At 67.5% G+C, this 23,288-nt stretch carries 23 protein-coding genes and 5 pseudogenes; 16 read left to right on the top strand and 12 right to left on the bottom strand.

Annotated elements, in window-relative coordinates; translation table 11 throughout:
• Both AC07DU_RS30890 and AC07DU_RS30885 read left to right on the top strand, forming a co-directional pair.
• Positions 1 to 558 (top strand): GNAT family N-acetyltransferase, encoded by a 558-nt coding sequence (locus AC07DU_RS30890; RefSeq protein WP_479115027.1) that lies wholly within the window; start codon positions 1 to 3, stop codon positions 556 to 558.
• 55 nt (positions 559 to 613) lie between these two features.
• Positions 614 to 1,471 carry a hypothetical protein gene (locus AC07DU_RS30885; protein ID WP_479115025.1) on the top strand — a complete coding sequence of 286 codons (858 nt, stop codon included), beginning with the start codon at positions 614 to 616 and terminating at the stop codon, positions 1,469 to 1,471.
• A 49-nt stretch (positions 1,472 to 1,520) separates the two neighbouring features.
• Here AC07DU_RS30885 and AC07DU_RS30880 read toward each other — a convergent pair whose 3' ends face one another.
• Positions 1,521 to 2,657, bottom strand: coding sequence for a barstar family protein (locus AC07DU_RS30880; protein WP_479115023.1), 1,137 nt, complete (start codon positions 2,655 to 2,657; stop codon positions 1,521 to 1,523).
• 531 nt (positions 2,658 to 3,188) lie between these two features.
• Here AC07DU_RS30880 and AC07DU_RS30875 point away from each other — a divergent pair.
• The 3 genes from AC07DU_RS30875 (at position 3,189) to AC07DU_RS30865 (ending at position 7,637) form a co-directional block, all read left to right on the top strand.
• The gene (locus AC07DU_RS30875) at positions 3,189 to 5,186 is read left to right on the top strand and encodes an RNase A-like domain-containing protein (RefSeq protein WP_479115021.1); all 1,998 of its coding nucleotides are present in this window, start codon (positions 3,189 to 3,191) and stop codon (positions 5,184 to 5,186) included.
• 11 nt (positions 5,187 to 5,197) lie between these two features.
• Positions 5,198 to 5,866 (top strand): hypothetical protein, encoded by a 669-nt coding sequence (locus AC07DU_RS30870; RefSeq protein WP_479115019.1) that lies wholly within the window; start codon positions 5,198 to 5,200, stop codon positions 5,864 to 5,866.
• 985 nt (positions 5,867 to 6,851) lie between these two features.
• Positions 6,852 to 7,637 (top strand): Pycsar system effector family protein, encoded by a 786-nt coding sequence (locus tag AC07DU_RS30865; protein WP_479115017.1) that lies wholly within the window; start codon positions 6,852 to 6,854, stop codon positions 7,635 to 7,637.
• On the opposite strand, the gene AC07DU_RS30860 is transcribed toward AC07DU_RS30865, so the two are convergent.
• The 5 genes from AC07DU_RS30860 to AC07DU_RS30840 form a co-directional block, all read right to left on the bottom strand.
• Entirely contained in the window at positions 7,558 to 8,016 is a 459-nt protein-coding gene (locus tag AC07DU_RS30860; protein ID WP_037919768.1) for an NUDIX hydrolase, read from the bottom strand. The genes AC07DU_RS30865 and AC07DU_RS30860 overlap by 80 nt on opposite strands.
• Positions 8,017 to 8,029: 13 nt before the next feature.
• Positions 8,030 to 8,680 carry a class I SAM-dependent methyltransferase gene (locus AC07DU_RS30855; RefSeq protein WP_479115015.1) on the bottom strand — a complete coding sequence of 217 codons (651 nt, stop codon included), beginning with the start codon at positions 8,678 to 8,680 and terminating at the stop codon, positions 8,030 to 8,032.
• A 7-nt stretch (positions 8,681 to 8,687) separates the two neighbouring features.
• Positions 8,688 to 9,173 carry a phosphatase PAP2 family protein gene (locus AC07DU_RS30850; RefSeq protein ID WP_479115013.1) on the bottom strand — a complete coding sequence of 162 codons (486 nt, stop codon included), beginning with the start codon at positions 9,171 to 9,173 and terminating at the stop codon, positions 8,688 to 8,690.
• Between the two features lie 200 nt (positions 9,174 to 9,373).
• On the bottom strand, positions 9,374 to 9,619 hold the full coding sequence (locus AC07DU_RS30845; protein ID WP_479115011.1) for an acyl carrier protein: 246 nt from the start codon (positions 9,617 to 9,619) through the stop codon (positions 9,374 to 9,376).
• 39 nt (positions 9,620 to 9,658) lie between these two features.
• On the bottom strand, positions 9,659 to 10,447 hold the full coding sequence (locus tag AC07DU_RS30840; RefSeq protein ID WP_149179451.1) for an ABC transporter permease: 789 nt from the start codon (positions 10,445 to 10,447) through the stop codon (positions 9,659 to 9,661).
• Positions 10,448 to 10,513: 66 nt separating this feature from the next.
• Here AC07DU_RS30840 and AC07DU_RS30835 point away from each other — a divergent pair.
• Positions 10,514 to 11,249, top strand: a pseudogene (locus tag AC07DU_RS30835) (DNA/RNA non-specific endonuclease); the annotation flags it as partial.
• On the top strand, positions 11,246 to 11,779 hold the full coding sequence (locus tag AC07DU_RS30830) for an SMI1/KNR4 family protein (protein ID WP_479115008.1): 534 nt from the start codon (positions 11,246 to 11,248) through the stop codon (positions 11,777 to 11,779). The pseudogene AC07DU_RS30835 and the gene AC07DU_RS30830, both read left to right, overlap by 4 nt.
• Before the next feature lie 100 nt (positions 11,780 to 11,879).
• On the opposite strand, the gene AC07DU_RS30825 is transcribed toward AC07DU_RS30830, so the two are convergent.
• A complete protein-coding gene (locus AC07DU_RS30825) occupies positions 11,880 to 12,152 on the bottom strand; it encodes a cation:proton antiporter domain-containing protein (RefSeq protein WP_479115047.1) in 273 nt (90 codons plus the stop codon).
• A gap of 222 nt (positions 12,153 to 12,374) precedes the next feature.
• On the bottom strand, positions 12,375 to 12,584 hold the full coding sequence (locus tag AC07DU_RS30820; protein ID WP_479039178.1) for a hypothetical protein: 210 nt from the start codon (positions 12,582 to 12,584) through the stop codon (positions 12,375 to 12,377).
• 23 nt (positions 12,585 to 12,607) lie between these two features.
• On the opposite strand from AC07DU_RS30820, the gene AC07DU_RS30815 reads away from it, so the two are divergent.
• Complete coding sequence (locus AC07DU_RS30815; RefSeq protein WP_479115006.1) at positions 12,608 to 12,748, top strand: N-acetylmuramoyl-L-alanine amidase; 141 nt, start codon at positions 12,608 to 12,610, stop codon at positions 12,746 to 12,748.
• 432 nt (positions 12,749 to 13,180) lie between these two features.
• Here the strand turns inward: AC07DU_RS30815 and AC07DU_RS30810 are convergent, their stop codons facing one another.
• On the bottom strand, positions 13,181 to 14,362 hold the full coding sequence (locus tag AC07DU_RS30810; RefSeq protein ID WP_479115045.1) for an IS256 family transposase: 1,182 nt from the start codon (positions 14,360 to 14,362) through the stop codon (positions 13,181 to 13,183).
• Between AC07DU_RS30810 and AC07DU_RS30805 the strand changes: the two are divergent.
• The 3 genes and pseudogenes from AC07DU_RS30805 (at position 14,321) to AC07DU_RS30795 (ending at position 16,087) form a co-directional block, all read left to right on the top strand.
• A pseudogene (locus AC07DU_RS30805) lies at positions 14,321 to 15,059 on the top strand (hypothetical protein). The gene AC07DU_RS30810 and the pseudogene AC07DU_RS30805 overlap by 42 nt on opposite strands.
• A gap of 470 nt (positions 15,060 to 15,529) precedes the next feature.
• Positions 15,530 to 15,662, top strand: a pseudogene (locus tag AC07DU_RS30800) (DUF4158 domain-containing protein); the annotation flags it as partial.
• Between the two features lie 197 nt (positions 15,663 to 15,859).
• Positions 15,860 to 16,087 (top strand): hypothetical protein, encoded by a 228-nt coding sequence (locus tag AC07DU_RS30795; RefSeq protein ID WP_479115049.1) that lies wholly within the window; start codon positions 15,860 to 15,862, stop codon positions 16,085 to 16,087.
• Between the two features lie 116 nt (positions 16,088 to 16,203).
• Here AC07DU_RS30795 and AC07DU_RS30790 read toward each other — a convergent pair whose 3' ends face one another.
• Together AC07DU_RS30790 and AC07DU_RS30785 are read right to left on the bottom strand one after the other, a co-directional pair.
• Complete coding sequence (locus AC07DU_RS30790; RefSeq protein WP_479115004.1) at positions 16,204 to 16,767, bottom strand: TIGR03086 family metal-binding protein; 564 nt, start codon at positions 16,765 to 16,767, stop codon at positions 16,204 to 16,206.
• On the bottom strand, positions 16,764 to 17,360 hold the full coding sequence (locus AC07DU_RS30785; RefSeq protein ID WP_479115002.1) for a TetR/AcrR family transcriptional regulator: 597 nt from the start codon (positions 17,358 to 17,360) through the stop codon (positions 16,764 to 16,766). Before AC07DU_RS30785 ends, AC07DU_RS30790 begins: the two co-directional genes overlap by 4 nt.
• 558 nt (positions 17,361 to 17,918) lie before the next feature.
• On the opposite strand from AC07DU_RS30785, the gene AC07DU_RS30780 reads away from it, so the two are divergent.
• From AC07DU_RS30780 to AC07DU_RS30760, 5 genes and pseudogenes are all read left to right on the top strand, one after another.
• The gene (locus AC07DU_RS30780; protein WP_479115000.1) at positions 17,919 to 18,431 is read left to right on the top strand and encodes a hypothetical protein; all 513 of its coding nucleotides are present in this window, start codon (positions 17,919 to 17,921) and stop codon (positions 18,429 to 18,431) included.
• 738 nt (positions 18,432 to 19,169) lie between these two features.
• The gene (locus AC07DU_RS30775) at positions 19,170 to 19,385 is read left to right on the top strand and encodes a hypothetical protein (RefSeq protein WP_479114998.1); all 216 of its coding nucleotides are present in this window, start codon (positions 19,170 to 19,172) and stop codon (positions 19,383 to 19,385) included.
• A 70-nt stretch (positions 19,386 to 19,455) separates the two neighbouring features.
• On the top strand, positions 19,456 to 20,145 hold the full coding sequence (locus tag AC07DU_RS30770; RefSeq protein WP_479114996.1) for a restriction endonuclease: 690 nt from the start codon (positions 19,456 to 19,458) through the stop codon (positions 20,143 to 20,145).
• Between the two features lie 139 nt (positions 20,146 to 20,284).
• Positions 20,285 to 21,729 (top strand): annotated as a pseudogene (locus AC07DU_RS30765) (NF041680 family putative transposase).
• Positions 21,730 to 21,781: 52 nt separating this feature from the next.
• Positions 21,782 to 21,964, top strand: a pseudogene (locus AC07DU_RS30760) (IS5/IS1182 family transposase); the annotation flags it as partial.
• A gap of 558 nt (positions 21,965 to 22,522) precedes the next feature.
• Here AC07DU_RS30760 and AC07DU_RS30755 read toward each other — a convergent pair.
• Positions 22,523 to 23,215: a DUF1062 domain-containing protein gene (locus AC07DU_RS30755; protein ID WP_479114995.1), complete on the bottom strand. Its 693-nt coding sequence runs from the start codon at positions 23,213 to 23,215 to the stop codon at positions 22,523 to 22,525.
• Positions 23,216 to 23,288 lie beyond the last annotated feature (73 nt).

Here is a 23,288-nt window from a genome sequence, read left to right as displayed (position 1 = left end):
ATGTTCGAAGGCAAGTTAGTAAGGCTGCGTGCGCTGCGCTCCGAAGATACGGAGCATCATCTTCGGTGGCGCAACGACCCGGAAGTGGTGCGCTGGGCCACTGCCGGCGACCCGTGTTTTGGCCCGGTCACGGCGGAGGCGATCAGCCTCGGCTTCGAGACCATGCTGCGCCTGAATCCGAGAGAGTCGGCCGTGTTCACGGTCGAGGACCTGGCGGGCGGAAGCGTGATCGGCATGGCCGATTACCGGGACCTGGACCCGTACGCCGGTGTGGCCACGCTGGGAGTCACCATCGGCGAGCGGGAGTTCTGGGGCCGCGGCCACGGCAGTGACGCGCTGCGGCTGCTCGTGGACCACCTGTTCGGCGCGTACCGCCTGAGCCGGCTGGAGCTGGATACTTGGAGCGGCAACGAGCGCGCCGTGCGCGCCTTCATCAGGTTGGGCTTCCGAGAGGAGGGCCGCCGCCGGTCGGCCGTGCTGCTAGACGGGAAGCGCTACGACAGTGTGCTCTTCGGGATGCTCCGCGAGGAATTGGGCGAACCTCGCGTGACGGCGTAGATGATCTTCGAGGGCCGTTTGCGGACGCGCGGACGAGGGTGCCCAAGATCATTGTGTGACGAACGACCTGCACACCCGCGCGACAGCACTCCATGCGACGACCGACGACCTGCTGAAGAACCGTCCGCACCTGGCACCATGGCGGGACGCGCCGTCGTGGATGCGCAGTGCTACCTGCTCGCGATGCAGGACGTCGAGCACGTCGAGGCTGGACGAGGCTGGGATCGAGGACCCGGTCGTCTTCGAGGAGGACCCTGGCACCTCCAGCCGCCTCCACCCGCTTCAGCGGCCGAAGTTCAGCGAGCTACTGACTTACGCGCGGCCGGGCGACACCGTCCACATCTCCAAGATGTTCCGCCTCGTCCCCGGCACCGGCTACGAGACGTGCGCCCGCTCGGAGGAGATCCTGGACGTCAACATCGAGGACCTTGACTTGGCCGGCCGCCGGTGCCCGGTGAAGGCGAAGGGCTCCCAACCGAAGGTCCGCCGCCGTGGCGGCGCCCGCGAGGACTACGTGCTGGAGACGGTGTACTGGGACGCGGGCACTGCCCGGCTGCTCAAGGGCCGAACCCACGGGCCCGTGTTCGTGACCCACCCCCGTCCCGGCTCCGGCAAGGTGGTCAGCCCGCGCGACGTCTGCCCAGGCACCGGGCTCGCCCGTCTCTCCTACGGGCAGGCCCGCGCGCTGCTGGATGAGCACACCGCTGTGCGCGGACCGGGCACTGGCTGGGACCTACACGAGTACCGCCATTCCGGCCTGACCCACCTTGGTGAGGCCGGCGCCAGCCTGCTGATGCTGATGGCGAAGTCGCGGCACAAGAAGACGGAGAACGTCCGCCGCTACTTCAAGCCGTCCCCGGAGGCGATCGCCGAGGTCACCAGCCTGCTCGCACCCGGCAACAGCAGGCGCTGAATCTTGCTCAGCCCCGTCCCCGAGTCGTAGTCGCTCGGGTGACAGCGGGCTACCGGAGCACGACCGTGACGCCGCGCCGTTCGAGGAGTTGCACGATCTCCTCGAAGTAGGAGAGTTGACCCTCCGGATCCTCCACAACATCCGCCAGTGCGCGGCGTGCGACTTCGGAGTCATGCCAGATCAAGGTGAAGGGCGGGGCCACTCCGAATCCACCGCACAGGCAGTCCTTGAAGGCGTTCCACTCCCGGCCGAAGTAACGGCCAGGTCCGAGCAAGGCCTCGGCGATGGCGCAGTGCAGCCCGGGGACGTCCGTGACGAACCGGCCGTCGAGATGGTACTCGCCGCCAGAACGGTCCGGTCGAGGCGCAGGCACCCGCCAGGCACGGGTGGTGAGGTCGAGCCAAGCGGCCCTGCCCTGCGAGTCATACGACGCCCACATGTTGGGTGCTTCTGGCGGGCCCTGATACCACTCCGCCCAGATCGAGCGGGCCGCCGACGATGGTCGATCGGCGCCGCCATCGGTGAGGGTTATGTCTTCCAGTCCGTCGCCGAGCACAGACGGGCGCGCTCCTGTGATGGCCAGGCCCACGGAATGCGAGGCCATCACAGCGCCATGGCGATCCAGCACCAGGAGATCGGCCCAGCCCCGTGTCCACCGGCGTGGTCGCTGAGTCCCTACGAGCAGTGGCTCCGTAGCCTCGCAGCCGATCAGCTCCATCGGGACAGGGGCCGGGTCCGCTCGCGGATTGAACAGGCCGCCCACATCGGAGCACCGGCCTGCACTTGCAGCAGCGACCGTCGTTCCCGCGAAAAGCTCGAAGCGTGGTGTCGCCGGCACTTCGAAGAAGCTCTCGTCGTTCCTGACGCCGGCACCGAGCACAATGTCGTACCGCGCCGGGTCGCCGGGGTGGGGCTGATGGGCCACCACGACCGTATCGACGAGAGTCCACCACTGCACGGGCTGCTCGTCGTCCCAGACCTCGACGCTCACGTCGCCCAGACCCCGAAACGAGACGCCGGGCTCGGCCAGGACCTCGCTCAGGAGGCCGTCTGGGCTGCATCCGCGGAGGGTGAGGATCTCCCGTGGCGGCGGGACCGGGTCGACGAACAGCCCTTCGACGCCCGCGCACCTCCCCCAGAGCTGTTCCACGCCGTCTTCTTCCTCCTGGACCAGGAGGTACTTCACCGGGAAGCCCCGATCCCACCGAGCGTGATCTGTGATGCGCACCCAACCCCCGAACATGTGAGCAACCTTCGCGCCTACGATACGGAGCCTGTCGGCCCTGGTCAGGAAGGGGACTGGCTCCCGAGTGGGCTGCACGGCACAGCTCCCTCATGTCTCCGGCCCCCGCCCCCGCCCCCGCCCCCGCCCCCGCCCCGGGCGCGGGCGCGGGCGCGGGCCGGGCCGGGCGGTGCGGCGCCGGGGTCTTCGGCCGCGCCTTCGCCGCAAGGGCGAGGAACTCCCCGACGGAAGCAGGAGTACAACCGCTCGCACAAGCAGGTCCACGCCCGCGTCGAGCAAGTGCGCTGAGAAGCTCCGCTCTCGGAGTGCTTGACGCGGGGTGTCGCGATGGAACGTCCGGCATCCCCAAAAGGGATGATCATGACCTGCGGTAACAACTTACGGTGGGTCGCGACCACGCGCTACGCGCGAGCAGCAAAGGCAGTTCTCTGCCAAGGGGAAGCGCGGCCCTGCGGGCCGCGTCGTAAGGAACGCATGTATCTGCACGTCAAACAGAAGATCGTCACACTCCTCACCGTCCTGTGCCTGACCGTCGGCGCGGGCGGCACAGCCGCGGCTGCCGAGCCGCCGCCCGATCGTGATCCCACGCTGTTGGAGATAGCCGGCCGGGTGGCGCAGTACTCGAAGTGCAGGGAGCTGCCGCTGCTGGACCGGCCGAAGTGCGCCAAGGAATTTGCCATCAAGTCCCTAAAGATCGGTCTCGGCGTAGGTGTGTACCTCTACGTGTTCCGGGAGTCGATGGAGGACGGCGGCGCGTCCTTCGCCGGGCTGGAAAAGGAGGTGGAGGAGCTCAAGAAGCTCAAGCCCCTTCTCGTGATGGACCCGCACACGAAGGGCGACCCGAAGAAGCAGCGGGAGGTGCTGGAGCAGTTCGTCAAGACGTACAAGGCCGCCAAGCCGAACGTGGACACGCTCCGCACCAAACTGGCCCTGGCAGCACGCGCCACCGGCCCCCAAGCCGATTCTGTGGCACTTCTCGCGGGGCTCACCGCTTCCACGTACTTCCCGGCGGGAACCCCCCAGCCGGAGGTCGTTGCGACCGGGGAACTCGGAAAGTGGATCGCTGATGTCCTCGGTGCCCTGGACCAGATAAACGCCGGCTTTGACCAGATGAACGGGGCCCTAGATGAGATGAACGGCGTCATGGTCGAGGTCAACGAGAGCATCGACGGGATCAACAAGGGCCTGGACCAGGCCAACCGAGGCATGACCCAGCTCAACGCGGGCGTGACCCAGATGAACAAGGGCCTGGAGCTGACGAACAAGGCCGTCGCCGGGTTCAACCAGGCCGCCGAACGTATCCTTGAGGTCCCAGACTTCAAGTTCGACTTCTCCCATGTCGGCGACTCGGTCGGGGCAAACTCCATGACGCCCGAGGAACGGGCCGACCGGGAGCGCCGCATGGGACTGCTGCTCGACCTGCTGCCGGGCATCGGTGACGGCAAGGGCATCTTCCAGGCCATCACCGGCAAGGACATGGCCTCCAGTGAGCAGCTGAGCGGCACCGACCGCGCCTTGGGCGCGCTCGCCGTGCTGCGTTGGCTCAGGGTCGGCGGCAAGCTCATCCCTGACGACATCCGCGCCGCCCGCAAGGCCGACGACGTCTTCGCGTGCAACAGCTTCCCGGCCGGCACGCGGGTGCTGATGGCGAACGGCTCTCACAAGCCGATCGAGGATGTTCAGGCGGGCGAGATGGTCCTGGCGACCGAACCCGGCGGCGACACCGAGCTGACCCAGCCCCGGCCCGTGGAGTCGGTGCCGTTCACCTCCGCGTACACGGACAAGACCTTCGTACGCCTGACGATCACCGGCGAGGGCGGCGCCCAGTCGTCCGTCACCTCCACCGAGAACCACCGGTACTGGCTGCCCGAACGCCAGACCTGGGCGCCCGCTGGCACGCTGCGCGCCGGCGACCACCTGCGGACACCCCAGGGCGCACAGGCCACGGTGACCGCCACCACCCAGTACGCCCACCGCCAGGACACCTACGATCTCGACGTCAACGGCATCGACAGCTACTACGTACAGGTCGGCACCGAGGACGTCCTCGTCCACAACTGCACCGACCTGGCGCGCGCCGAAAAGATGTTCCAGGGTGTCGCGCACACACTGGACGAGCACGTCAACGTGACCCCGGCCCAGATGAAGGCCTTGGCCATCAAGAAGACCCAGAAGCTGGGTAAGCCCACGCCGAACTCCCGGTGGGCGAGCCAGGACCTCGCACAGAAGGCGGTCAACCAGCTCGTCGATCAGAACAAAGCCCGCATCGAGAAGTTCGTCCGGGACGCGGGCAAGGGCGGGGAGCAGCAACTCACCCTCACCGGCAAGTATGGCACCGGATCGCTCGGCGACAGCATGGACCATCTCGGCAACTACAGCCCCACGACAAGCAACGGGTTCAAGGTGACCCTGGCCATCAAACAAGGCCACAAACCAGGCGGCTTCTACGTCCTGACCGCTTACCCGCTGTAAGGAGCAAGACGATGCACGACCCTGCAGGGCAGCACGAGTATGTGGCCCTCGATTTCGGCGTGACCCGTCTCGGCGCATCCTTTCACCGAGACTGGTCCAGTAACGCCGACACGCCGCTGGAGCACGTGCTCAACCTGTACGGGCCCGACGGTGACCCCGGCTTCGTCCTGCCCATCGTCGAGGACGTCCTGCGGCTGCGGGACTCCAGCCTCGACGGACAGGACCTCCACCTCCTGTGGTCCGCGACCGGCGACGGCACGCCCTGGATTCAGGGCCGGGAACGGGCCTGGCTGGACGAACTGCTGTCAGCGGTCATCCCTCTCGCGCAGGCACGCGGTGCCTCGCCCGCCTCGTACACGACATATCCGGTGTGCGCACCGGGCGGTGCCAGCGCGGCGGCGGCTGACCACCGGCAGCTGGCCGCGGAGGTGGTGGACCTGGTCGGACTGCTCGACCAGGTCCAGCCTTGGGCTCACACGCCGCTGGAGCAGACCCGGCAGTCGCTGGTGCGCTGCGCGGAGACGGTGTGCTCGGAGCTCGCGTTCCGCTTCCTGGTGAACGCCGCCCACCAATTCTGTTCGCGCCTGTCACTCGGGACATACGGCCGCCTCGAACGCCTCAGCGCGGCGTTCGGGCACGGCCCGCACGTGGTCGACGCGGTCAGGTACCTCACGGACTGACCTGGGTACAGCCGCCACCCTTGGAGACGTCGGCGTTGATGAAGAAGGCGGGTTCACCTCCTCCAGCGCCGACCAGAGCACCAGCGCACATTCACTCGGCCCCCTCGCTGACGTCGCGGCGAGGGGGCCGACCTTCGACTCGAAAGCTGCTGGCACCGCATCACCTCGACCGTCATACGCATGTTGCAAGGCCACGACGAACAGGCCGCTGGCCGGGGAACCGGGTGGCCACTAACACATCCCTGCGTCCCACTGACATCTACTCGCCCCCGACACTTGGGTGGCCGACTTTTGTCCGTGGACAAAAGTCGGCGGCCCGAAGCCAACGGCAATGCAGCTGGTCGGCGCCAATCCGCCGCGGCGGATTGGCGTCCTCCAGCCACGCCTGAAGCGGGGTGAGGCCGTCGAGCATCCGGTGCGGGCGTTCGGTGTTGTGCCAAGGGCCCAGGTGGCGAACCGGTCCACGAACCGCTCGATACGCAGCGGCCCGTCGGCCTCGTCGGCGGCCTGCTTGGCTGCGACGGAGTCCTTCACCGGCCCGCACAGCTTCCCGCCCGCGTCGGGGGTCCGCCGGTGAAGCCGGGAAGCGGGGAGATCAGTACTCGGGGCGGATCCTCTACTGGGTTCCGATCTTCTCGACGTAGATGCGGGCGCCGCTGGCGCCCTTGAGGAGACCTGTCCGGCGAGGTCCTGGCCACCCCTCCTCACCACGGACTTTTGTCCGCGGACAAAAGTCCGGGGCTGCACGGCCTACAGGATGCGCATGGCCACGGCATCTTTTGGCCCCAGACAGGGCTCCCGACTGTGACCATTGATCGCGGCCGGTACCACCTGGTGGGCAGCTCGGTGGCGACGGCCGAGCCAGACTGCAGCTTCGTAGCCGCAAGATGACGAACAGGAGAGCGCAGTGATTGGATCACGGCCCCAGGGCATCCCGCTGTCCGCTTCGGCGAGTACCACCGCTCCCGCCAGCACGCCCAGCCGGATGTACGTCGAAGTGCAACGTGCAGATACGAAGGCGACCGCGCTGTGCGGAGTCACGGGTGCGTTGCTCGCGATCGTCGCAGGAACGGCTCTGTCCACACCGGTCAGCTCATCGCGCTTACTCGGGGCGGCGGTGGCATTGGTAGGTGCTCTGCTCGGAGCGGCCCTGATATCGGCGCTGAGGGCCTTGCGTCCCGTCTTCCCGAAGGACGACGGGCTCGTGTGGCGTGAGGAGTTCGTCAGGGGAGACGACGGAGGGGGGCACACGTCGGTCGCCGTTCCGTCCCAGGCCAACTCCAGAGGGGGATGGGCGCGTGAGGCCGAAAGCGTCTCCGTGCTGACCACCCTCGCGCGCCGGAAGTCCGCGCGATCAGGGTGGCGGTCGACCTCACCGTGGCCGCAATCAGCCTGGCCGGATTGGTCCTGTTGCTCACCTTTCTCGTGGCCTGATGTCCCGTCCCGATTGTTGCTGCATCGGGACCCGGCTCTGAGCTGCGGGATGAAGAAACGTGTTGGTCTGTGCGGCCCGGATCTGCGCACGTTGACTTTGCATTTTCGGGTTGGTTGTCACTTCAGTCTGATGTGGACTCCATCGATGGCCAGAGAGCGTTGCGTCGAACGGCTGGCGGCCGACCCCTGGCCTCGCGAGGTCCGCCGAGGAGACGCAGGTGATTCTCGATATCGCAGCCCGGCGGCGCGCGGTTCCGTCAGACGTGTGTGGCCTCGAAGAGTGAGAGGACCTCCGTTCCTTCATGGACGCGGAGCGTCACGGAAGCCCTGGCTGTGAGGGCGTCTTCAAGGCGCGGTCGATAGAGGGGGTGCAGTCGCGTGAGAGCATCCTCCACGTCCGCCCACTCGGCGGCACTGGATTCCGCTGTTGGGCGAGGTTCCCCCGACACGGCTGTTGCGATGAAGATGCCTGCGAGGATGCCCCGGCTCGGATGCTGGTAGACACCCACCAGGCCGTGGACTTTGACGTGGACCCCTGTCTCCTCGTAAGTCTCGCGAGTGGCGGCATCATGGAATGCCTCGCCCGGATCCACCAAGCCGCCGGGCAGCTCCCAGCGTTCCGGGGAGCGGCGGCGCGCAATAAGGACACGTCCCACGTCGTTGAACGTAACGCAGGTGGCCCCCAGGGCATATCTTCTCGGTGGCTGAGAGATCATGTGTGTCCGGCTGCTAATCACTTCTCAGCCCTGCCTTCATGTTGTGAAAGACCAGAAGATATCTCCAGAAGAGGAGGCGCCGAATCCGCCTGCCTGGAATATATGCAGCACTGTCTTCTCGGATTTCCGCAAGCGACATCGAAGGGGGCGCCACAGGTACTGAAGGAGACTGCGTGCCCCGATCGGCACGGCTTCCTGACCAGCTCTCTCGGAAGAACACCGCAGCACGCCAAATAGCGTTCACAGGGGCGGCCAGAAGGCTTACGGTGTGGTCCCATAGCGTGGCTTCTCGGTAGCAGCCGAGGATCACCAGGACGCCGTTCGCGGTGAGCGATGCGCGCAGCTTCTGCACTGTCTCAAAGGGGACGTGGTGGATGCTGGCCAAGCACGCGATGTAGTCGTACGTGTCCGGCGTCAAGGTTAGGCGTGTGATATCTGCCCGCTCGAAGCGGATCTGCCTTGGGAGATCGAGAGTAGAATTCTTCTCTCGTGCGGCGGTGACGACGTGATTATCTACGTCAATGGCATCTACTTCGATTCCTCGAAGTGCTAGTTTCTGTGCGAACCTCCCTGTGCCGCAGCCCACCTCAAGGGCCCTTCGGCATGATTCGGGGAGTTCACGAAGTAACAGGTCATGGTAATGATCGTTGTGGTTGAACGGCACGGCGTCATCATGACACGGGCTCGTCCAGGGAGTCCGACCCTGCTTGACGGGCCTCGCGTTGCAAGCGGCGGACTGACTGGCGGTGCAGCACGAGGGCGGCGACGACCAGCCAGCCGGCGCCCAAGAGTTGCCCAGCGAGCACATCGACGCTGAAGTGCGCACCGAGAAGGACCCTGCTCCACGCGACGAGTTCGGCGCTCACCCCAGCAAGGGACAGCATCAGTGCGGAGACGGCCCGCGGCATCTGGGAACCGAAGTAGAGCGCGGCCAGCAGGAATCCGGTCGTCACACCGACCGCGTGTCCGCTGGGGAAACTGAAGCCGTCGGCTTGAATCGAGGCACAACCCAAGGACGGACGCTGTCGTTCAACCCATCCCTTGATCAGGTTGCAGCTCACTGTGGCGGCGTACGGAATGACCAGGAGCACTGCGGCAGCTGTGACGTTCCGCCGGATCAGCGCGAAGCACGCGGATCCGGCGGCAATGATGGTCACGGGCCACGGGTTGCCCCACGAGGTCAGTGCCTCGAGAAGCCGGGCACTGGACGCGCTGCTGCTCGTCCAGGCGCAGAGCGTCTCGCTCAGCCGTTCGTCCCACCGGAAGGTGACGAGGACGAGTAGCAGACCGGCGTGGACCGCTGCCCACCACGCGAACCATGCTAGTGACCGAGGTCGGTCGCCGGAGTGGTTTCGGATCACGCGGGGCTGGTGGACTTCGAAATGTGGTCCAGCAGTCCGCGGGGCGTACGGATCGTCCGCAGGGTGCTGTCCTCTATCTGGCAGTCGAACTCGTCCTCGATACGGCTGATGATCTCGATCTGGTTGAGAGAGTCGATGTCCAGATCGCCGAAGCTGACGTCCAGTTGTTCCTGGGAGAAGGCGTTCCCGGTGATTTCCTCGATCAGGGGTGCGAGGACTGCGAGGAACTGTTGCTCGGTCATGGATGTGTTTCCCTTCGTGATGAGTGATCGATGGTTGCGTCACGAGGCGCGGCGCCCGTAGCGGGCACGCCAGTGCATACGTGTGCTGGTCAGGCCCCACACCGCGCCGGCGAAGATGGCAAGAATCGCCATGTCAGCAAGGGCCCGGGAGGCGTCGGGTGCCGTTAGGGAGTGACGCAGGCTGTCGGCCGCGTAGACCGCCGGGTTGAGGTTGCCGATCCAGATCAGTGCGTCGGGCAGCAGTTCTGGTGGGACTGCCACCGGGCCTGCGGCCATCATGAGGAGCGTGGTGGCCAGGCTGAGAGAGGACGCCTGTTCGATGGTTCCGGATCTGCTGCCGATGAAGGCCCCCAGTCCGGCTGAAGGAAGCAGGGCGAGCAGGAGGCACAGCGGGGCGAGTGGCGAGAATGTGAGCGGGACGTCGAGTAGGGCCGAGCCGAGCAGCAGGGTGACCGCGATGGCAGGCAGCGACAGGATGGAGAAGGCTGCGAGTGTGGCAAAGATGAGAGCCTCGCGACGGACAGGCAGCGCGGCGTAGTACTCGAAGGCGCCGTTTCCGCGCATGAACGCGAAGTTGCTGGCGATTTTGTTTTGAGTCTCGAACAGGATCGCCATGGTGACACTGCCGGTCAGGACATATTCGGTCGCGGCGTGGCCAGAGTTCCGGGCGAAGAGCCCCAAGGCGGCGATGCTGACCAAAGGGGCAAGCACACCAGTGAGTACCATCTGAGGCCAGGACCAACGCCAGTTGGTGAGCTGAATCCTGAACAGGTCCCAGACCTGCCCAAGGAAGCTCAGTCCGAGCTTCTTGTCACGCGTAGCTGACATACACGTCTTCCAGGGTCGCGGTGTGCATCGTGAACTCGGGGAACTGGGTGAGATCTACGTTCTCGGACCCGCACCACCTTGTGGGGTACGACGACGTGGAACCGTGACGCCACGGCCTACACGCCGTTCCGCTTCCCGGGCCAGTACTTCGATCCCGAATCGGGCCTCCACTACAACTACTTCCGCTACTACGACCCCGAATCGGCCCGCTACCTCAGCCAGGACCCCCTCGGCCTCGCCCCGGCCCCGAACCCCACGGCGTACGTCCACAACCCTCTGCTGTGGGCGGATCCCCTCGGACTGCTCCCCTGCCGGAAGACCGAGCCGGACGACCCCACGTGGGACGGCAGAGTCGTCTACGGCAAGCTGGACGAACACGGGCGGCCGACGGCGATGCACGCCACGCTGGGGAAGGACATGATGGGGAAGAACCCCACCGATCCGCACGGTGATCCCCCGGGCTAGCAGAAGGACCAGGGGGTACAACCGCGCCCATCTCCTCGGCGCGCAGCTGGGTGGCTCCAACTTCGACCCCGCGAATTTCGTCACCATGCACTCCTACGCGAATTCCCCCGTCATGCGGCACATCGAGAACCAGGTCAGGGCCGCGGCGGAGTCCGGCGAGACAATCCAGTACAGCGTCACCCCGCGTTACAACGGGACTGATAAAACCCCCACCGGTGTATACATCGAGGCTTATGGATCGAACGGCTTCAAGTTCACCCAGCACCACAGCACCGGAATAACCGAATCAGGCAATACCGCATTCATTCCGAATCAGCCGAGAGGGACCACGCCGTGACCAACGCCCTTACCCGTCTCCTCGACATCGCCCCGGCGCCGGGCGAGCCCCGCGACAAGGACTGGGGCGAGGTGGAACGTACCCTCGCGGTCGGGCTTCCCTACGACTACAAGGAGCTCATCGGGATCTACGGCGGAAGCAACTGGGACGACTACCTCTACGTGCTGGAGCCGAACTGCCCGAACAAGCACTACGACCTCCTCACGTGGGCCAAATACCAGGCCGACGACCTCGAGGACCTGTGGAAGTTCGAGAAGAAGCCGGCGGAACTGGAGGCCGAGGGGGCCACGGTCATCCCGTGGGCGACCACGGACAACGGGGAATGCCTGTACTGGCTTGTCCTTCCGGGCCGTGAGCCGAACGAATGGACAGTCATGGTGAACGAGGCCCGCGGCGACCGATGGGAGCACTACTCCGTATCGTGCACGCAATTCCTCGCGTCCGTCCTCGACGGAGAGTTCCGGTCGAACATCCTCTCCTCATTGTTCCCCCTGCCCACGCACCAGTTCCGTCGCCTCGCCGCAGTGTGACGACCCGGCACTCCGCCGGCCCGCCGGCAACGGGGCCCCAGGCGGTCGATCCAGCCGAGGAGGGGGCCGCAGAGGGCCGTCGTGGTGAGGGCCATCACGATCAGGGCGAGGTGGAGGGCGGGGTCAGGATCCCGGCCGTCCAGCCGACCTGGAGGACGACGATCTCGGTCGGGCCCCGGGTGTTCATCAGGGCGGCCAGGCGGAGCGCCACGGCGTGGGAGCGGCCGCCGAGCCGGGCGCCGAGGTAGCTGCCGGCCAGCTTCGTCGTGACGGCGAGGGTGAGCGCGTAGACCAGGGCCCGCCAGGAGAACACCGCTTCGGGGCCGGAGGCCAGGGTGGCTCCGGTGGTGACGAACAGCAGCGGCAGCAGCAGCCGCCCGATCCGGCCCAGCCTCCGGGCCGTACGGGTCCACGGGCCGTCGGGCGTGCCGTCCGCCCTGGGGCCGGCCGGCAGGGGCCAGGCCGACGAGGACGGCGCCGAACACGTCGGTGAGTCCGAAGCGTTCGGTGAGGCCGGCCGCCGCGCCGGCCGCGGCGGCCACCACCGCGAGGGCGAGGAGCGGGAACCGCGCCGCCCCCGCCGCGGCCGCCGCCGTCAGGCGAGGTGGCGCAGCATGGCGGCCGCCGCCAGATCGGCGACGAGGGCGGCGAGGGCCGTCCCGAAACCGCCGCGGCCGGTGGCGAGGCCCGCGGCGACGGCGAGCAGCACCCAGGCCACCGCGTCGATGGAGACGGCGGAGGCCATCGCGAGCTGGCCGCTCTCGGTGCGCTGCATCCGCCGGTCGGCGAGGATGCGATCGTCCACCCGCACGGGTCGCGCGGCCGGGCGTGTCGAACCTCAACTACACCCCCGGCAAGACCGTCGCCCACCTGGTGGTCGTCCCCGGCGTGGACGGCCGGGTCACGTTCTACAACAACTCCGGCTCCACCGACGCGATCGCCGACCTGAACGGCTACTTCACCTCCTGACACCAGGGAAGAATGAGCGAGGAGCGTGGTGACCGTCGCGTTGAGCGGTGCGGACAACACCGGCAAGACCAAGCAGCTGGGGGACGGCGCCCCACCCCGCCAGCAGGTTCGTCAGCTGCCAGGGTTCGTTACCGCTCAGGACCTCGGGCTGGGCAAGACGCTGGCGGACCGCGAAGGCCAGTTGTCCGCAGTGGGCAAGCGTCTTGGAGAGCCGCTTCTCGTCGGAGGCCTCGACGAGCTCACCCGCACCTCAGGGTGCGGCCATCATCCTCCGGCCGAATCGCTTCGTTCCGTCCGGGGGTGCTCGTACGCCGTCTCGGGCATGGGCACTCCCTGGCGCCACAGCTCGCTGAGCCTGGTGTTCAGCCGGCGCTCCGCGGCGAGGTCGGCAGGGGGTCTGTCAATCGAACGGTGTAACGAGGGTGGTTGGGGCTACTGGCGGGCTGCGGAGAGTCGGCCGTCGAAGGTGATGTCGAAGGCGTTCAGCGCGGTCTTCCAGCGCATGGTCCAGCGGGCCTGGCCCTTGCCGGTGGGGTCCAGCGACATGATGGCCATGTAGACGCACTTCAGCGCGGCGGTCTCGTTCGGGAAATGGCCGCGGGCCTTGACCGCCCGCCGGATCCTGGCGTTCACCGACTCGATCGCGTTCGTAGTGCAGACGATGCGGCGGATCTCGGTGTCGAAGCGGAGGAACGGGGTGAACTCCTCCCAGGCGTTCTCCCAGAGCCGCACGATCGCCGGGTACTTCTTGCCCCAGGCGTCGGCGAACTCGGCGAACCGGTCGAGGGCGGCTTCCTCGGTCGCGGCGGTGTAGACGGGCTTGAGGACCTTCGCGATCTTGTCCCAGTCCTGGCGGGCGGCATAGCGGAAGGAGTTCCGCAAGAGGTGGACCATACAGGTCTGGACGGTGGTGCGGGGCCAGACGGTCTCGACGGCATCGGGCAGGCCCTTGAGACCGTCGCAGACCAGCATGAGTACATCGTTCACGCCGCGGTTCTTGATCTCGGTGAGGATGTGCATCCAGTGCTTGGCGCCCTCGCCGCCGTCGCCGGCCCACAGCCCGAGGATGTCGCGCCGACCCTCGACGGTGACGGCCAGGGCCACGTAGATGGGCCTGTTCGCGACGGCGCCGTCGCGGATCTTCACGTGGTTGGCGTCGATGAAGACCACGGGATAGACCGCGTCGAGGGGCCGGTTCTGCCATTCGGCCATGCCGTCCATGACCTTGTCGGTGATGGTCGAGATGGTCTGGCGGGAGACTTCGGCGCCATAGACCTCGGCCAGGTGGGCCTGGACCTCACCGGTCGTCAGGCCCTTCGCGGATAGGGAGATGACCATCTCGTCCACGCCGGACAGGCGCTTCTGCCGCTTCTTGACGATCTTCGGCTCGAAGGAACCGTCACGGTCCCGGGGCACGGATATCTCGACCGGGCCGACGTCCGTCAGCACGGTCTTGGCCCGGGTTCCATTGCGACTGTTGCCGCCGTTCTTGCCGGCCGGGTCGTGCTTGTCATAGCCGAGGTGGTCGGTGATCTCGCCCTCGAGGGCGGACTCCAGCAGCCGCTTCGTCAGCTGCTGCAGCAACCCGCCCTCTGCCTGCCGTTCAAACCTCAGCTCGTCAAAGCGGTGTTCAGGGACGTGACTTCGTTGCACGTCTCCCGGTCAGCTGCGTGGGCCGCCGCGTCGGTGACGCGAACCGTGCTGACGGAGATCATCGAGGGCGCGAGAAGAGCGGCGGCCGAGGAGGTCAGGAAGAGGCTGATTCCCAAGGACCTCATCTCGGCGATCGACCAGAACGTCGAGGTGGAGGTGGGATCGGCGTGGTACCTGCACAGCCCGACCTTCCACGGCCTGATGGGCGAGGTGCGCAACGTCGATGGTGCGCTCGTGTCTCTTCGTGAGCGCCGCGGGGCGCGTACACCGAGTGGTGTGGCTGGCGCCCACCGGTTCGAGACCGGGGTGAGAAGGCTGCTGAGGAGCCGGGGGGTGAGGGCGGTCCCGGCGATGGTCCGCGACCTGGACGGAATCGCGAGCGTGTTCCTGACGGCCCTGGCCCGGGACGCGGCCAAGTGCGTCCGCGAAGGCGGGGTCAAGCGGTTCGGGACGGTCAGCCTGGTGGTGCCGGGCGAGCCAGCCCCGGCCCCGCTGCTGAAGGACCCCCTCCTCGCCCTGTCCACCCGTCGCGGGAACGGGCGGACTGTTGGCGGGGACGAACGTCCTGGTCGCCGTCACGATGCAACTGTTCGGCGATCTTAGACAACGCGCCATCACTGAGGCAGCCGAGATGACACGGAACACGTCGGCCAACTGATCGGGCCCGCCCCTGCGCTCCGCCCCCTGCGCACGGTTCCTACGTATGCGCGCGACAAGGTTCTTGAGCGCGTGACTTCGGCGATGGCCTGACCCGCGACCGGACCGAACTGCCCACGGCAGCCACGCGGTGACTGGCGGCTGCGCGGCTGGCCGGGTTACGCGAGCACTTTGGCGTCTGGAGTCCGCTGTAAGGTACCCGCGCTGACCCGGACGCAGCAGCACCGGGCCGAATGGTAAGAGGCCCCCGTCAGTGCGGGGGGCCTCGTCGGTCAACACCCCCGCAAGGCTCCCCGGGGCCGGCGAGGAACACGCGACTCGAAGCGGTGACGCGATACTGGCGACCACAACCCACACGCTCGGACCTGCAACACCGCCTCTGCAACACGCCTACGCGTTGCACCTCTGACCTGGGCTTCTGTGGGGTCGAACCTTCGGCAGTCGTATTGATCGATTGTCTGGAGGTCCGGGGTGCCGGTCGAGTTCTTGACGGATGAGCAGGCTGCCGCGTACGCGGCGTTCCGTGGGGCGCCGTCCCGGACGGCTGGAGCGGTTCTTCTTCCTGGACGACGCGGACCGGGAGCTGATCGAGGAGGGCAGCCGGAATACGCCGGAAAGGTGCCGTAGGTCGTCAGGGGGCGGTGTCCGCGAGCTTGCTGTGGATCACCCGTTTGGGCGTTCCTCGGATGCTGTTGGAGGGGCCGTCGTGAGGGCTTCGCCCCTGGTCACGAGTTGTGATGTGTCCGATCGTGGTCGGCTTCGTGTGCTCTGTCCGGGTGGCGGCTCGGGAGGATGCCAGACATGGCTTCGGTGGAACGTACCGCGTACCCGCGGTTCAAGCGCACGATGACTTCTCGCGAGTTGCACCAGGCGTTCACGCCGGGCACGGCCGAGGTGATGTGGGCGCGGGGGAAGGCAGGGTCCCCGGAGCATTTGCTGGCGGTGGCGATTCGCCGCTTTGGTGTGGGGCACCTGGACATGGAACCACCAGAGCAGGAGGCTGTCGGTCGGCTGCGGACAGTGGCGTGAGGGCGTCTGCGTGGTCCGCCTTGCATGGAGTAGAGGCCGTCTCGGCGACTGGCGCAGTGGTCTCGTTGACTCAAGCCACCGGGCCGGCCGAGCTCGTCCGGCCCTCGGCGAGAGGCTCAGCCCGTACCGCGTCCGAGGAGAGCGAGAAGCCGCTGCTGAGGTGAGGCATTCATTCGGGCGGCCCGGGCGGGCGCGTACATCCCCGTGGCCGCGAACTGCTCCGCCATGGGAGCGATCACCGCCAGGCACGTCGCGACGGCCTCCTCGTCGAGGGACACGGCAAGATCGGCCGCCTGCGCGAGATCCCAGGCATGGATGAGCGGTTCGATGACGGCTGTGCCGAGCACCGCCTCAACGGTGACGTCGCCATGGTGTGTAGGAACCACCGCGGCCGGATCGACAGCGGCGAGCAGGCTGTCCATATGACGGGTCGTGTCAGCCCAGGTGGAGGCAGGGTCGCCGCCGGCAGCCGCAATAGGGTCCTTGAGCGGTTCGCGAGGTCCTTGCCCGGTGATGAGCGCGGCGATCTGGTGCTGGCCGTCGACGAGGTGTCCCAGCACGTGCAGCGTTGTCCACTGGGTGCAGGGTGAAGGAGCGTTCCAGCGGTCGTCCGGGATGCGGGAGACGACGTCGCTGACTCCGGCGAGCACGCGCTGGTAGCGGGCAGCGGTCTGGTTCATCGTGAGTCCTCCGTGGCAGTCGTGGGAAGGAGAGGCTTCAGGGCGTTCCAGGCAGCCTGCGCAAGGGACGGTGCCGCGTCTTCGGTCGTTTCGGCGCTGCCGAGCAGGCGGTGGCGCGCGTACTCCTGAGCGGGCCCTGTCCAGATGGCGATGACGATGCTGAGCGCGGGAGTCCCAGCCCAGCCGTGGTCTCGCAGCCACGAGGCGACGGAGTGGAAGAATTCCCGGCTGGTGGCCGCGATCTGAGGTGCGTCGCGGGGAGCGATCCAGTCAGGGGGCGCCAACAGGAACGCGGCAAGTCGTGGATGCTCGGCCATCCAGGCCAGATGGCGGTGAACAACCTCTTCGATTCCAGCCCGCAATCCGAGCTGGGGCGTGAGCACCGCCAGGAGCTCGGCTTGGTGCTGTTCGAGCCCCTGCAGATAGACCGCCTCTGCCAGATCCTGCTTGTTGGGGAAGTGGTGGAAGAAGCTGCCGTTGCTGACGCCGGCCCGCTTGCGGACCTGCTCCACCGTCGTCCGCTGCACCCCCCGCTCAAGAAAGCAGTCCAGCGCTGCCGAGAGGATCCGCGTTCGAGCATCGGTATCTGACATGCGAGCAGAGTAGTGCTCTAGAGCACTGCTCCACCAGGTGTGGATCGGCCCGTCGCGATCAGCGAACAGAGATCCGAGTGGGGAGGTCGACCAGCTGCCGCAGTAAATCCGGTTGCCGCGCGCCCGCGTCGTGCCCCTGTCCGCCCCTCCCTCGTCGTACACAGCGGCGGTCGAGCGCTACCTCACCGGCGCGGGCATCGCGGAGTCCTCCGCGCGGATCTACCGGATCTCGCTGACGACTTGGGGGTGGATGCTCGTCGGCGAACCCGCGCCGACCGGGCCAGCCCGCCGCGGCGCGAAGCCTCCGCTCTTCCCCGTCGCCGGGGAGACGCCCCGTTTCCGCACCGACGCGGAGCGACCACACCGGCCGCCATTTGAGCGCGGCAGCAGATGCTCCCCATCAGCCCCGGCTTATGGGCGCGGGCCCCTCACGCGCGGCGGACAGACCTGCCGCCTCCCGTCAAGTCACGTCTTTGTGTGGCATGACGGGCGCGGCCGCCCTCGCGCCTACTTGAAGAGGAACGGCGGCCCCGTCGGACACACTCTCAAGGAGCGCCCATGTCGATCTCCCGTTACACGATGGCCTTTGCCTCGGTCGTCTTCATCTCCGGAGCCATCGCGCTGCCGGCGTCCGCGGCGACCGCGGCCCCACACCAGCCCTCGGTCCTGGGCCACCTCCCCCAGGACGGCGACGGTGACCCGGGTGTCCTCGTCGGTGCGGGAGGCGGCAGCGGCGGCGGCCAGAATCCCTACCGCGACCCCAGCGGTGGCGCCTACGGGCCGGACACGTGCTTGCAGGGCTACGTCTGGCGGGACAGTTTCGAGGGCGACACGTTGTGTGTGACACCGGAAGAGCGCCAGCTCTTCCACGACAAGGGTGATCCCCATCGTCAGCCGGGCGGTGGCGTCTACGGTTGGAACACGTGCAGCCAGGGCTACGTCTGGCGTGAAAGCTATGAGGGGGACCTCCTGTGTGTCACGCCGCAGGAACGCGACGCGGCCAAGGCCAGAAGGTATAGCCACCTAAGGCTGAAGCAGGAGCCGCGTGCCGATCTGGTCCTTCACCCCTAGACGAGGCACTGACCGCCTACGCCCGACCCGGTGCACGCGCCTGGGGGGAGTGCGCCGCCGCCGACGTCCGCGACCGCCTGTAGCGGGTGATGGCCCGGATGGACCGGGCAAAACGCGTCTGCCCTGGCCGCCGACCAGTAGGTCGAGCTCGTCGAGTACGCGGTCTGGTCTGTGCCGGGGGGACGAGTACATGCGGCCCATCGACGGGCAGGACTACGGCGCCGTGCCATCGAGGAGCGTCCGCCCTCTCACCCCTACCTCGCGTCGTCCCCCCCCGGGGTGGAGCAGCGGTGGGCATGGACGATCGAGCGCACCCCTGCGGCGGGCGGCGCGGTGCTGCACGACCACGGAGGCGTCAGGGCAGCCGCAGACGAGCTGCCGCGGTGTCGCTCGTCCGAGGCGGTTTCGGGGCAGGGCCGTGTCGCTTCCGCGGTCCCGGCATTGACCAGGCATGCCGCCCGCCCAACCTGCGGCCTGACCAGACGCACCCACGTGCCCTGGCAGAACTGCTGCACGGAAATCTCCCTGGGTCGGTGGCAGCTCGGTCGTCGACCTCGACACGACAGACGGTCGCCGGTGGAATCGCTGGTACGCGAGGCCGGAGACCTTGTTTTTTCGGCCAGCATGTTGCATTGCCGCCAATCCCTGGCAATCGGGCCACACCGCCGCTGACCTCCAGCTACAACAAGAAGCCGGGGCTGTCGTCCGCTGCCCCGGTTCTGGCGGGGGGCTGGGCGCTTGCTGACGATCAATGTCGCGGTACTGCTGGTGGTCATCGTCGTGCTGCGGCTGCGGCTGCGTCGGCGTACTGAGGCACGGAGCCGGTTCGACGAGAAGATGACCGTGGTCATCGTGCTGGCGCTGGGCATCATGCTCGCCCCCACCGACGTGGGCCAGGGCATCGCCGGCTTCCTCGGCCAGCTCGTCAGCGGTGTCTCCCAGGCGGGCCAGTGACCCCGGCCGACTCCCCTCGCGCACGGCTGGGGCGGAACACGGCGGACCCCTCGCCTGCGTGGAGGGTGCGGTGAGCGGGCGGCGTCGTCCGGTACGGCGGTCCCGGCGGCGGAAGAACCAGCACCTGGAGCAGGTGCTCCTGGCCGCTTTCGCGGCCACGGTCGTGCTCAGCCTGGCGGCTGCGGCACTGCGTTGGCTGGCTGAGCATCCCTGGGTCGTGGTCCTTGCCGTCCTGGCGGCGGCCGGGGTGGGCGGGGCCTGGATGTGGCGTTGCAGGGAGGCAGCGCGTTGGGAGCAGGTTTGCGCGCAGGGCCTGCGCTTCGCGGTGGAGCAGCTGGACCGTCTGCACCACACGCAGTTCGAGTTCGCGGTGCGCGATCTCATGCACCGGGACGGGTGCGCGGACGCGCAACAGGTCGGCGGTCGCGGCGACAACGGCGCGGACGTGAAGGCGACCGATCCGTACGGGCGGCGCTGGGTGATCCAGTGCAAGCACCGCAAGGCTGGCTGGTCCGGAAAGCCGGTCGGCACGCCTGATCTCCACGTCCTCAACGGCACCGGCCGGCAGGTCCACAACGGCGACGTCCTGGTCATGCTCACCAACGGCCGGATCACGAGCAACGCCGTCGACTTCGCCAAGGACCAGCGCCTGCACCTGGTGGACCGCAGGGTGCTCGCCGAGTGGGCCGCCGGCTCGCGCCCCTTGTGGGAGCTGCTGCGCGCGGTACCTCCGCCCCGGCGCCAGTCACCCCTCTCCTAACTTGATCTTTAACGTGTGACGTCGAACGGTGCGTCGTACTTGATCACTCGGTTCGGTAACCCCGTGCACGGAAGCGGCCTTCGTCTGGATCATGTGCTCCGACCAAGGAACACACACGTCCAGCGCGAAGGCCGTGGGGATGAGTCTGCTGCATCGTGATGTCCGGCGGGAGCCGTTGGCGGAACTGTCACGCTTCCGGGGCGAGTTCTACTCCTGCCTCACCGCTCGTTCGGATGCGCTGTCCTAGCTGGCCGACGCGGTTCTGTGCGGGGACGGGCCGGTGAGGTCGCTGGCCGAGCTGTCGCTGGTGGGCGAATACCGCCGTGGTCACGGAGGGCTCTACGCCGCTGTCGCCCGGGGCCGGGTCGACACGGACCGGATGCGGCGGGCCCTGGCCTCCGTGCCGCTGCCGCGGGCCTTGGACGGCCGGCTGGTCCTGGCCGTTGACGTGACGTGCTGGCTGAGACCGGACGCTCACACCTCACCGGAGCGGATCTTGTGTCACACCTATGGCCGGGGCAAGGACCAGCACATCCCCGTTCCCGGGTGGCCGTACTCGATCGTCTGCGCGCTGGAGCCCGGCCGCAGTTCCTGGACCGCCCCGCTGGACGCCTTGCGTCTGGCACCTGGGGACGACACCGCCACTGTCACGGCCCGGCAGTTGCGCGAACTGGTCGAGCGGCTGATCGCCACCGGGCAGTGGCAGGCCGACGACCCGGACGTCCTCGTCGTCGCTGACGCCGGATACGACGCGCCCCGCCTGGCCCACCTCCTGCAAGACCTGCCGGTCCAGGTCCTGGCCAGGATGCGGTCGGACCGCGTCCTGCGCAGGCCCGCACCACCACGGCAACCTCACACCATGGGCCGGCCGCCCCGGCACGGCGGCGAGTTCGTCTTCGGCCAGCCCGACACCTGGGGCACCCCGGACACCGACACACGCCTCTGGGGCACCGCCACCGCCCGGTCCTGGGACCGCCTCCACCCCAAGCTCACACACCGGTCGTCCTGGGCCGCAGCCGACGGCACCCTCCCGATCGTCGAGGGGACCGTGATCCGCCTGGACATCGACCATCTGCCCAGCGGAGCGACCCCGAAGCCGGTCTGGCTTTGGTGGTCGGGCACCGGCGCCACCGAAGCGGACACCGACCGCTTGTGGCAGGCATACCTGCGGCGTTTCGACATCGAGCACACCTTCCGCCTGTTCAAGCAGACTCTCGGCTGGACCTGCCCGAAGATCCGCACCCCCCAGGCGGCCGACCGCTGGACCTGGCTGATCCTCGCGGCCTGCACCCAGCTTCGACTGGCCCGGCCACTGGCAGCCGACCGGCGCCGGCCTTGGGAGAGGCCCGTTCCACCGGACAGGCTCACTCCCGCACGTGTCCGCCCGACTTTCGGCACATCCGTCCCAAGACCGCCTGCCCGGCCGAGGCACCGAAACCCACCCGCCCCGGACCTGGACGACCTCCAGGGCGAAAGAACACACGGCCCACCCCACGCCACGACGTCCACACACCCCGCAAGACGGGCACCACCACGTCCCAGAGCAAGAAATCGACCACCCCACGGCCCCGACGCACAGGTTAAAGATCAAGCTAAAGGGTGTTGCAGAAGGCCTGATGCGGGGCATCTTGCCTGTATGGGTGGGGTGTTACGCGCTGAGCCGGTGTGGGTGGAGACGTTCACAGGCTTGCGGATCGATCGGTTCGCCAAGCTGGTGAAGGTGGTCCGTGAACGGGGTGGGAATGGTCCGGGCGGGGGCCGGCCGTGGTGCCTGCCGTTGGCGGACCGGGTGCTGTTGGTGGCCGTGTACTACCGCACGACAGCGCGTGGTGCGGGGCAGGGCCCCTGCCTGGCTGGCCCTCGACCACGTCGCCCGCGACTTGCACGCGTTCTGGGGGTCCAGCCAAGGTGAGCCCAAAAGGGGCAATGAGATGATCTTGAAGCCGTGAGGTCCCGGCCCGTCACCCGTTCGGCTCAGTGTCGTTGGTGGTGTGTTACTGAGGTTTTCGTGTTGCCGTCGGGTGGTGACGGTTCATGATCCCTGCGGTATGCCGCTGGCGTGAGGTATTCGGAGGGTGGGGGCCTGACCGCTGAGCGTCGGGCGTTCGTGAGGAGATCCGGCTTCAGTCGGGCAGAACTCGCTGGCCAGAGAGAAATCAGGCGTTCTGTCACATAAGGCACACTCAGCCCCGTGCGTTGCACAGGTGACCTGCGACAGCGAATCTTGAGCGGCTGTCGCCGTTCCGATCCTGTGGGGTGTTGGTCGAACGGGAGTCCCGATCGGGTGACTGTTGCTGGTGCCGCACTGAGCAGGGCCTCCTGGCAGCTCGAAGGTTGTCTACGCCAACAGGCTGTCCAGAAGGCCCTGCTGCCGCTCTTACGCTCCCGCCGCCGATCGCGACACGTGCTGCGGCGTGTTGTGCAACCCGACGCGGCTCAGGTCGGTGCGCACGTCGGTCGGAGCGCCAAGGAGCTTCGAGTGCTTCGCAGCGTCGACGGAACCGAGATCGTGGATGGTGAGCTCGAAGTCACGATGCGCCTTGGCGTCCAGGGCCAGCGGGAGGTGGATACGCCCGTCCCCGACCATGCGTCGTACCCCACTGCGGCTGAGCCCGAGCCCGAGCATGAGCAGGCGTTCGACCCGGACCGGCGCGGGCAGCTCGAAGCTGACCAGGACCTTGAGCGGTGCCGGGTCGTCGAGTGCGTAGAGGGGCGTGCGGGTCTCCACCTCCCACGTACCGGTCCAGTCGAGGCGGTATCCGTTCTTCGCGGCCAGCGACTGACTTATCGCCAGCTCCCGTACAACGGCTGGGTCATTGTTCTCGAACACCACCAGGCGAGCGGGCTCCAGCGACGAGACGTGGACGCGCTCGTAGACGGGGACCTTCGAGGTCCGGTCGCACCCTGCACAGCTCAGGAGGAGCCAGACGTCGAGGAGTTTGCCGCTCGCGTTGACACGGATCTTGCCCGAGGGACGGTGCCGACTGCCGGAGCAGTCCGGGCAGGGGCGTACGACGCTGGGCAGCGCGGACTCACGCACGGCCCACAGGGCCTTGCGATCAGTATTCATGGATGTGGTTGCTTTCAGGACTGACCAGGAGCTCTCGCAGGCGAGGCTGCGGCTCCTGGAATATGACGGATGC

The organism is Streptomyces sp. NPDC045695 (genome assembly GCF_056432025.1).
This window is presented reverse-complemented; position numbering and strand designations above follow the sequence as displayed.

Coding starts and splice junctions, on each gene's coding strand:
- AC07DU_RS30890 (WP_479115027.1), top strand. CDS start 1: ATGTTCGAAGGCAAGTTAGTAAGGCTGCGTGCGCTGCGCTCCGAAGAT.
- AC07DU_RS30875 (WP_479115021.1), top strand. CDS start 3,189: ATGTATCTGCACGTCAAACAGAAGATCGTCACACTCCTCACCGTCCTG.
- AC07DU_RS30870 (WP_479115019.1), top strand. CDS start 5,198: ATGCACGACCCTGCAGGGCAGCACGAGTATGTGGCCCTCGATTTCGGC.
- AC07DU_RS30865 (WP_479115017.1), top strand. CDS start 6,852: ATGTACGTCGAAGTGCAACGTGCAGATACGAAGGCGACCGCGCTGTGC.
- AC07DU_RS30860 (WP_037919768.1), bottom strand. CDS start 8,016: ATGATCTCTCAGCCACCGAGAAGATATGCCCTGGGGGCCACCTGCGTT.
- AC07DU_RS30845 (WP_479115011.1), bottom strand. CDS start 9,619: ATGACCGAGCAACAGTTCCTCGCAGTCCTCGCACCCCTGATCGAGGAA.
- AC07DU_RS30840 (WP_149179451.1), bottom strand. CDS start 10,447: ATGTCAGCTACGCGTGACAAGAAGCTCGGACTGAGCTTCCTTGGGCAG.
- AC07DU_RS30795 (WP_479115049.1), top strand. CDS start 15,860: ATGGCTTCGGTGGAACGTACCGCGTACCCGCGGTTCAAGCGCACGATG.
- AC07DU_RS30790 (WP_479115004.1), bottom strand. CDS start 16,767: ATGAACCAGACCGCTGCCCGCTACCAGCGCGTGCTCGCCGGAGTCAGC.
- AC07DU_RS30785 (WP_479115002.1), bottom strand. CDS start 17,360: ATGTCAGATACCGATGCTCGAACGCGGATCCTCTCGGCAGCGCTGGAC.
- AC07DU_RS30780 (WP_479115000.1), top strand. CDS start 17,919: ATGTCGATCTCCCGTTACACGATGGCCTTTGCCTCGGTCGTCTTCATC.
- AC07DU_RS30755 (WP_479114995.1), bottom strand. CDS start 23,215: ATGAATACTGATCGCAAGGCCCTGTGGGCCGTGCGTGAGTCCGCGCTG.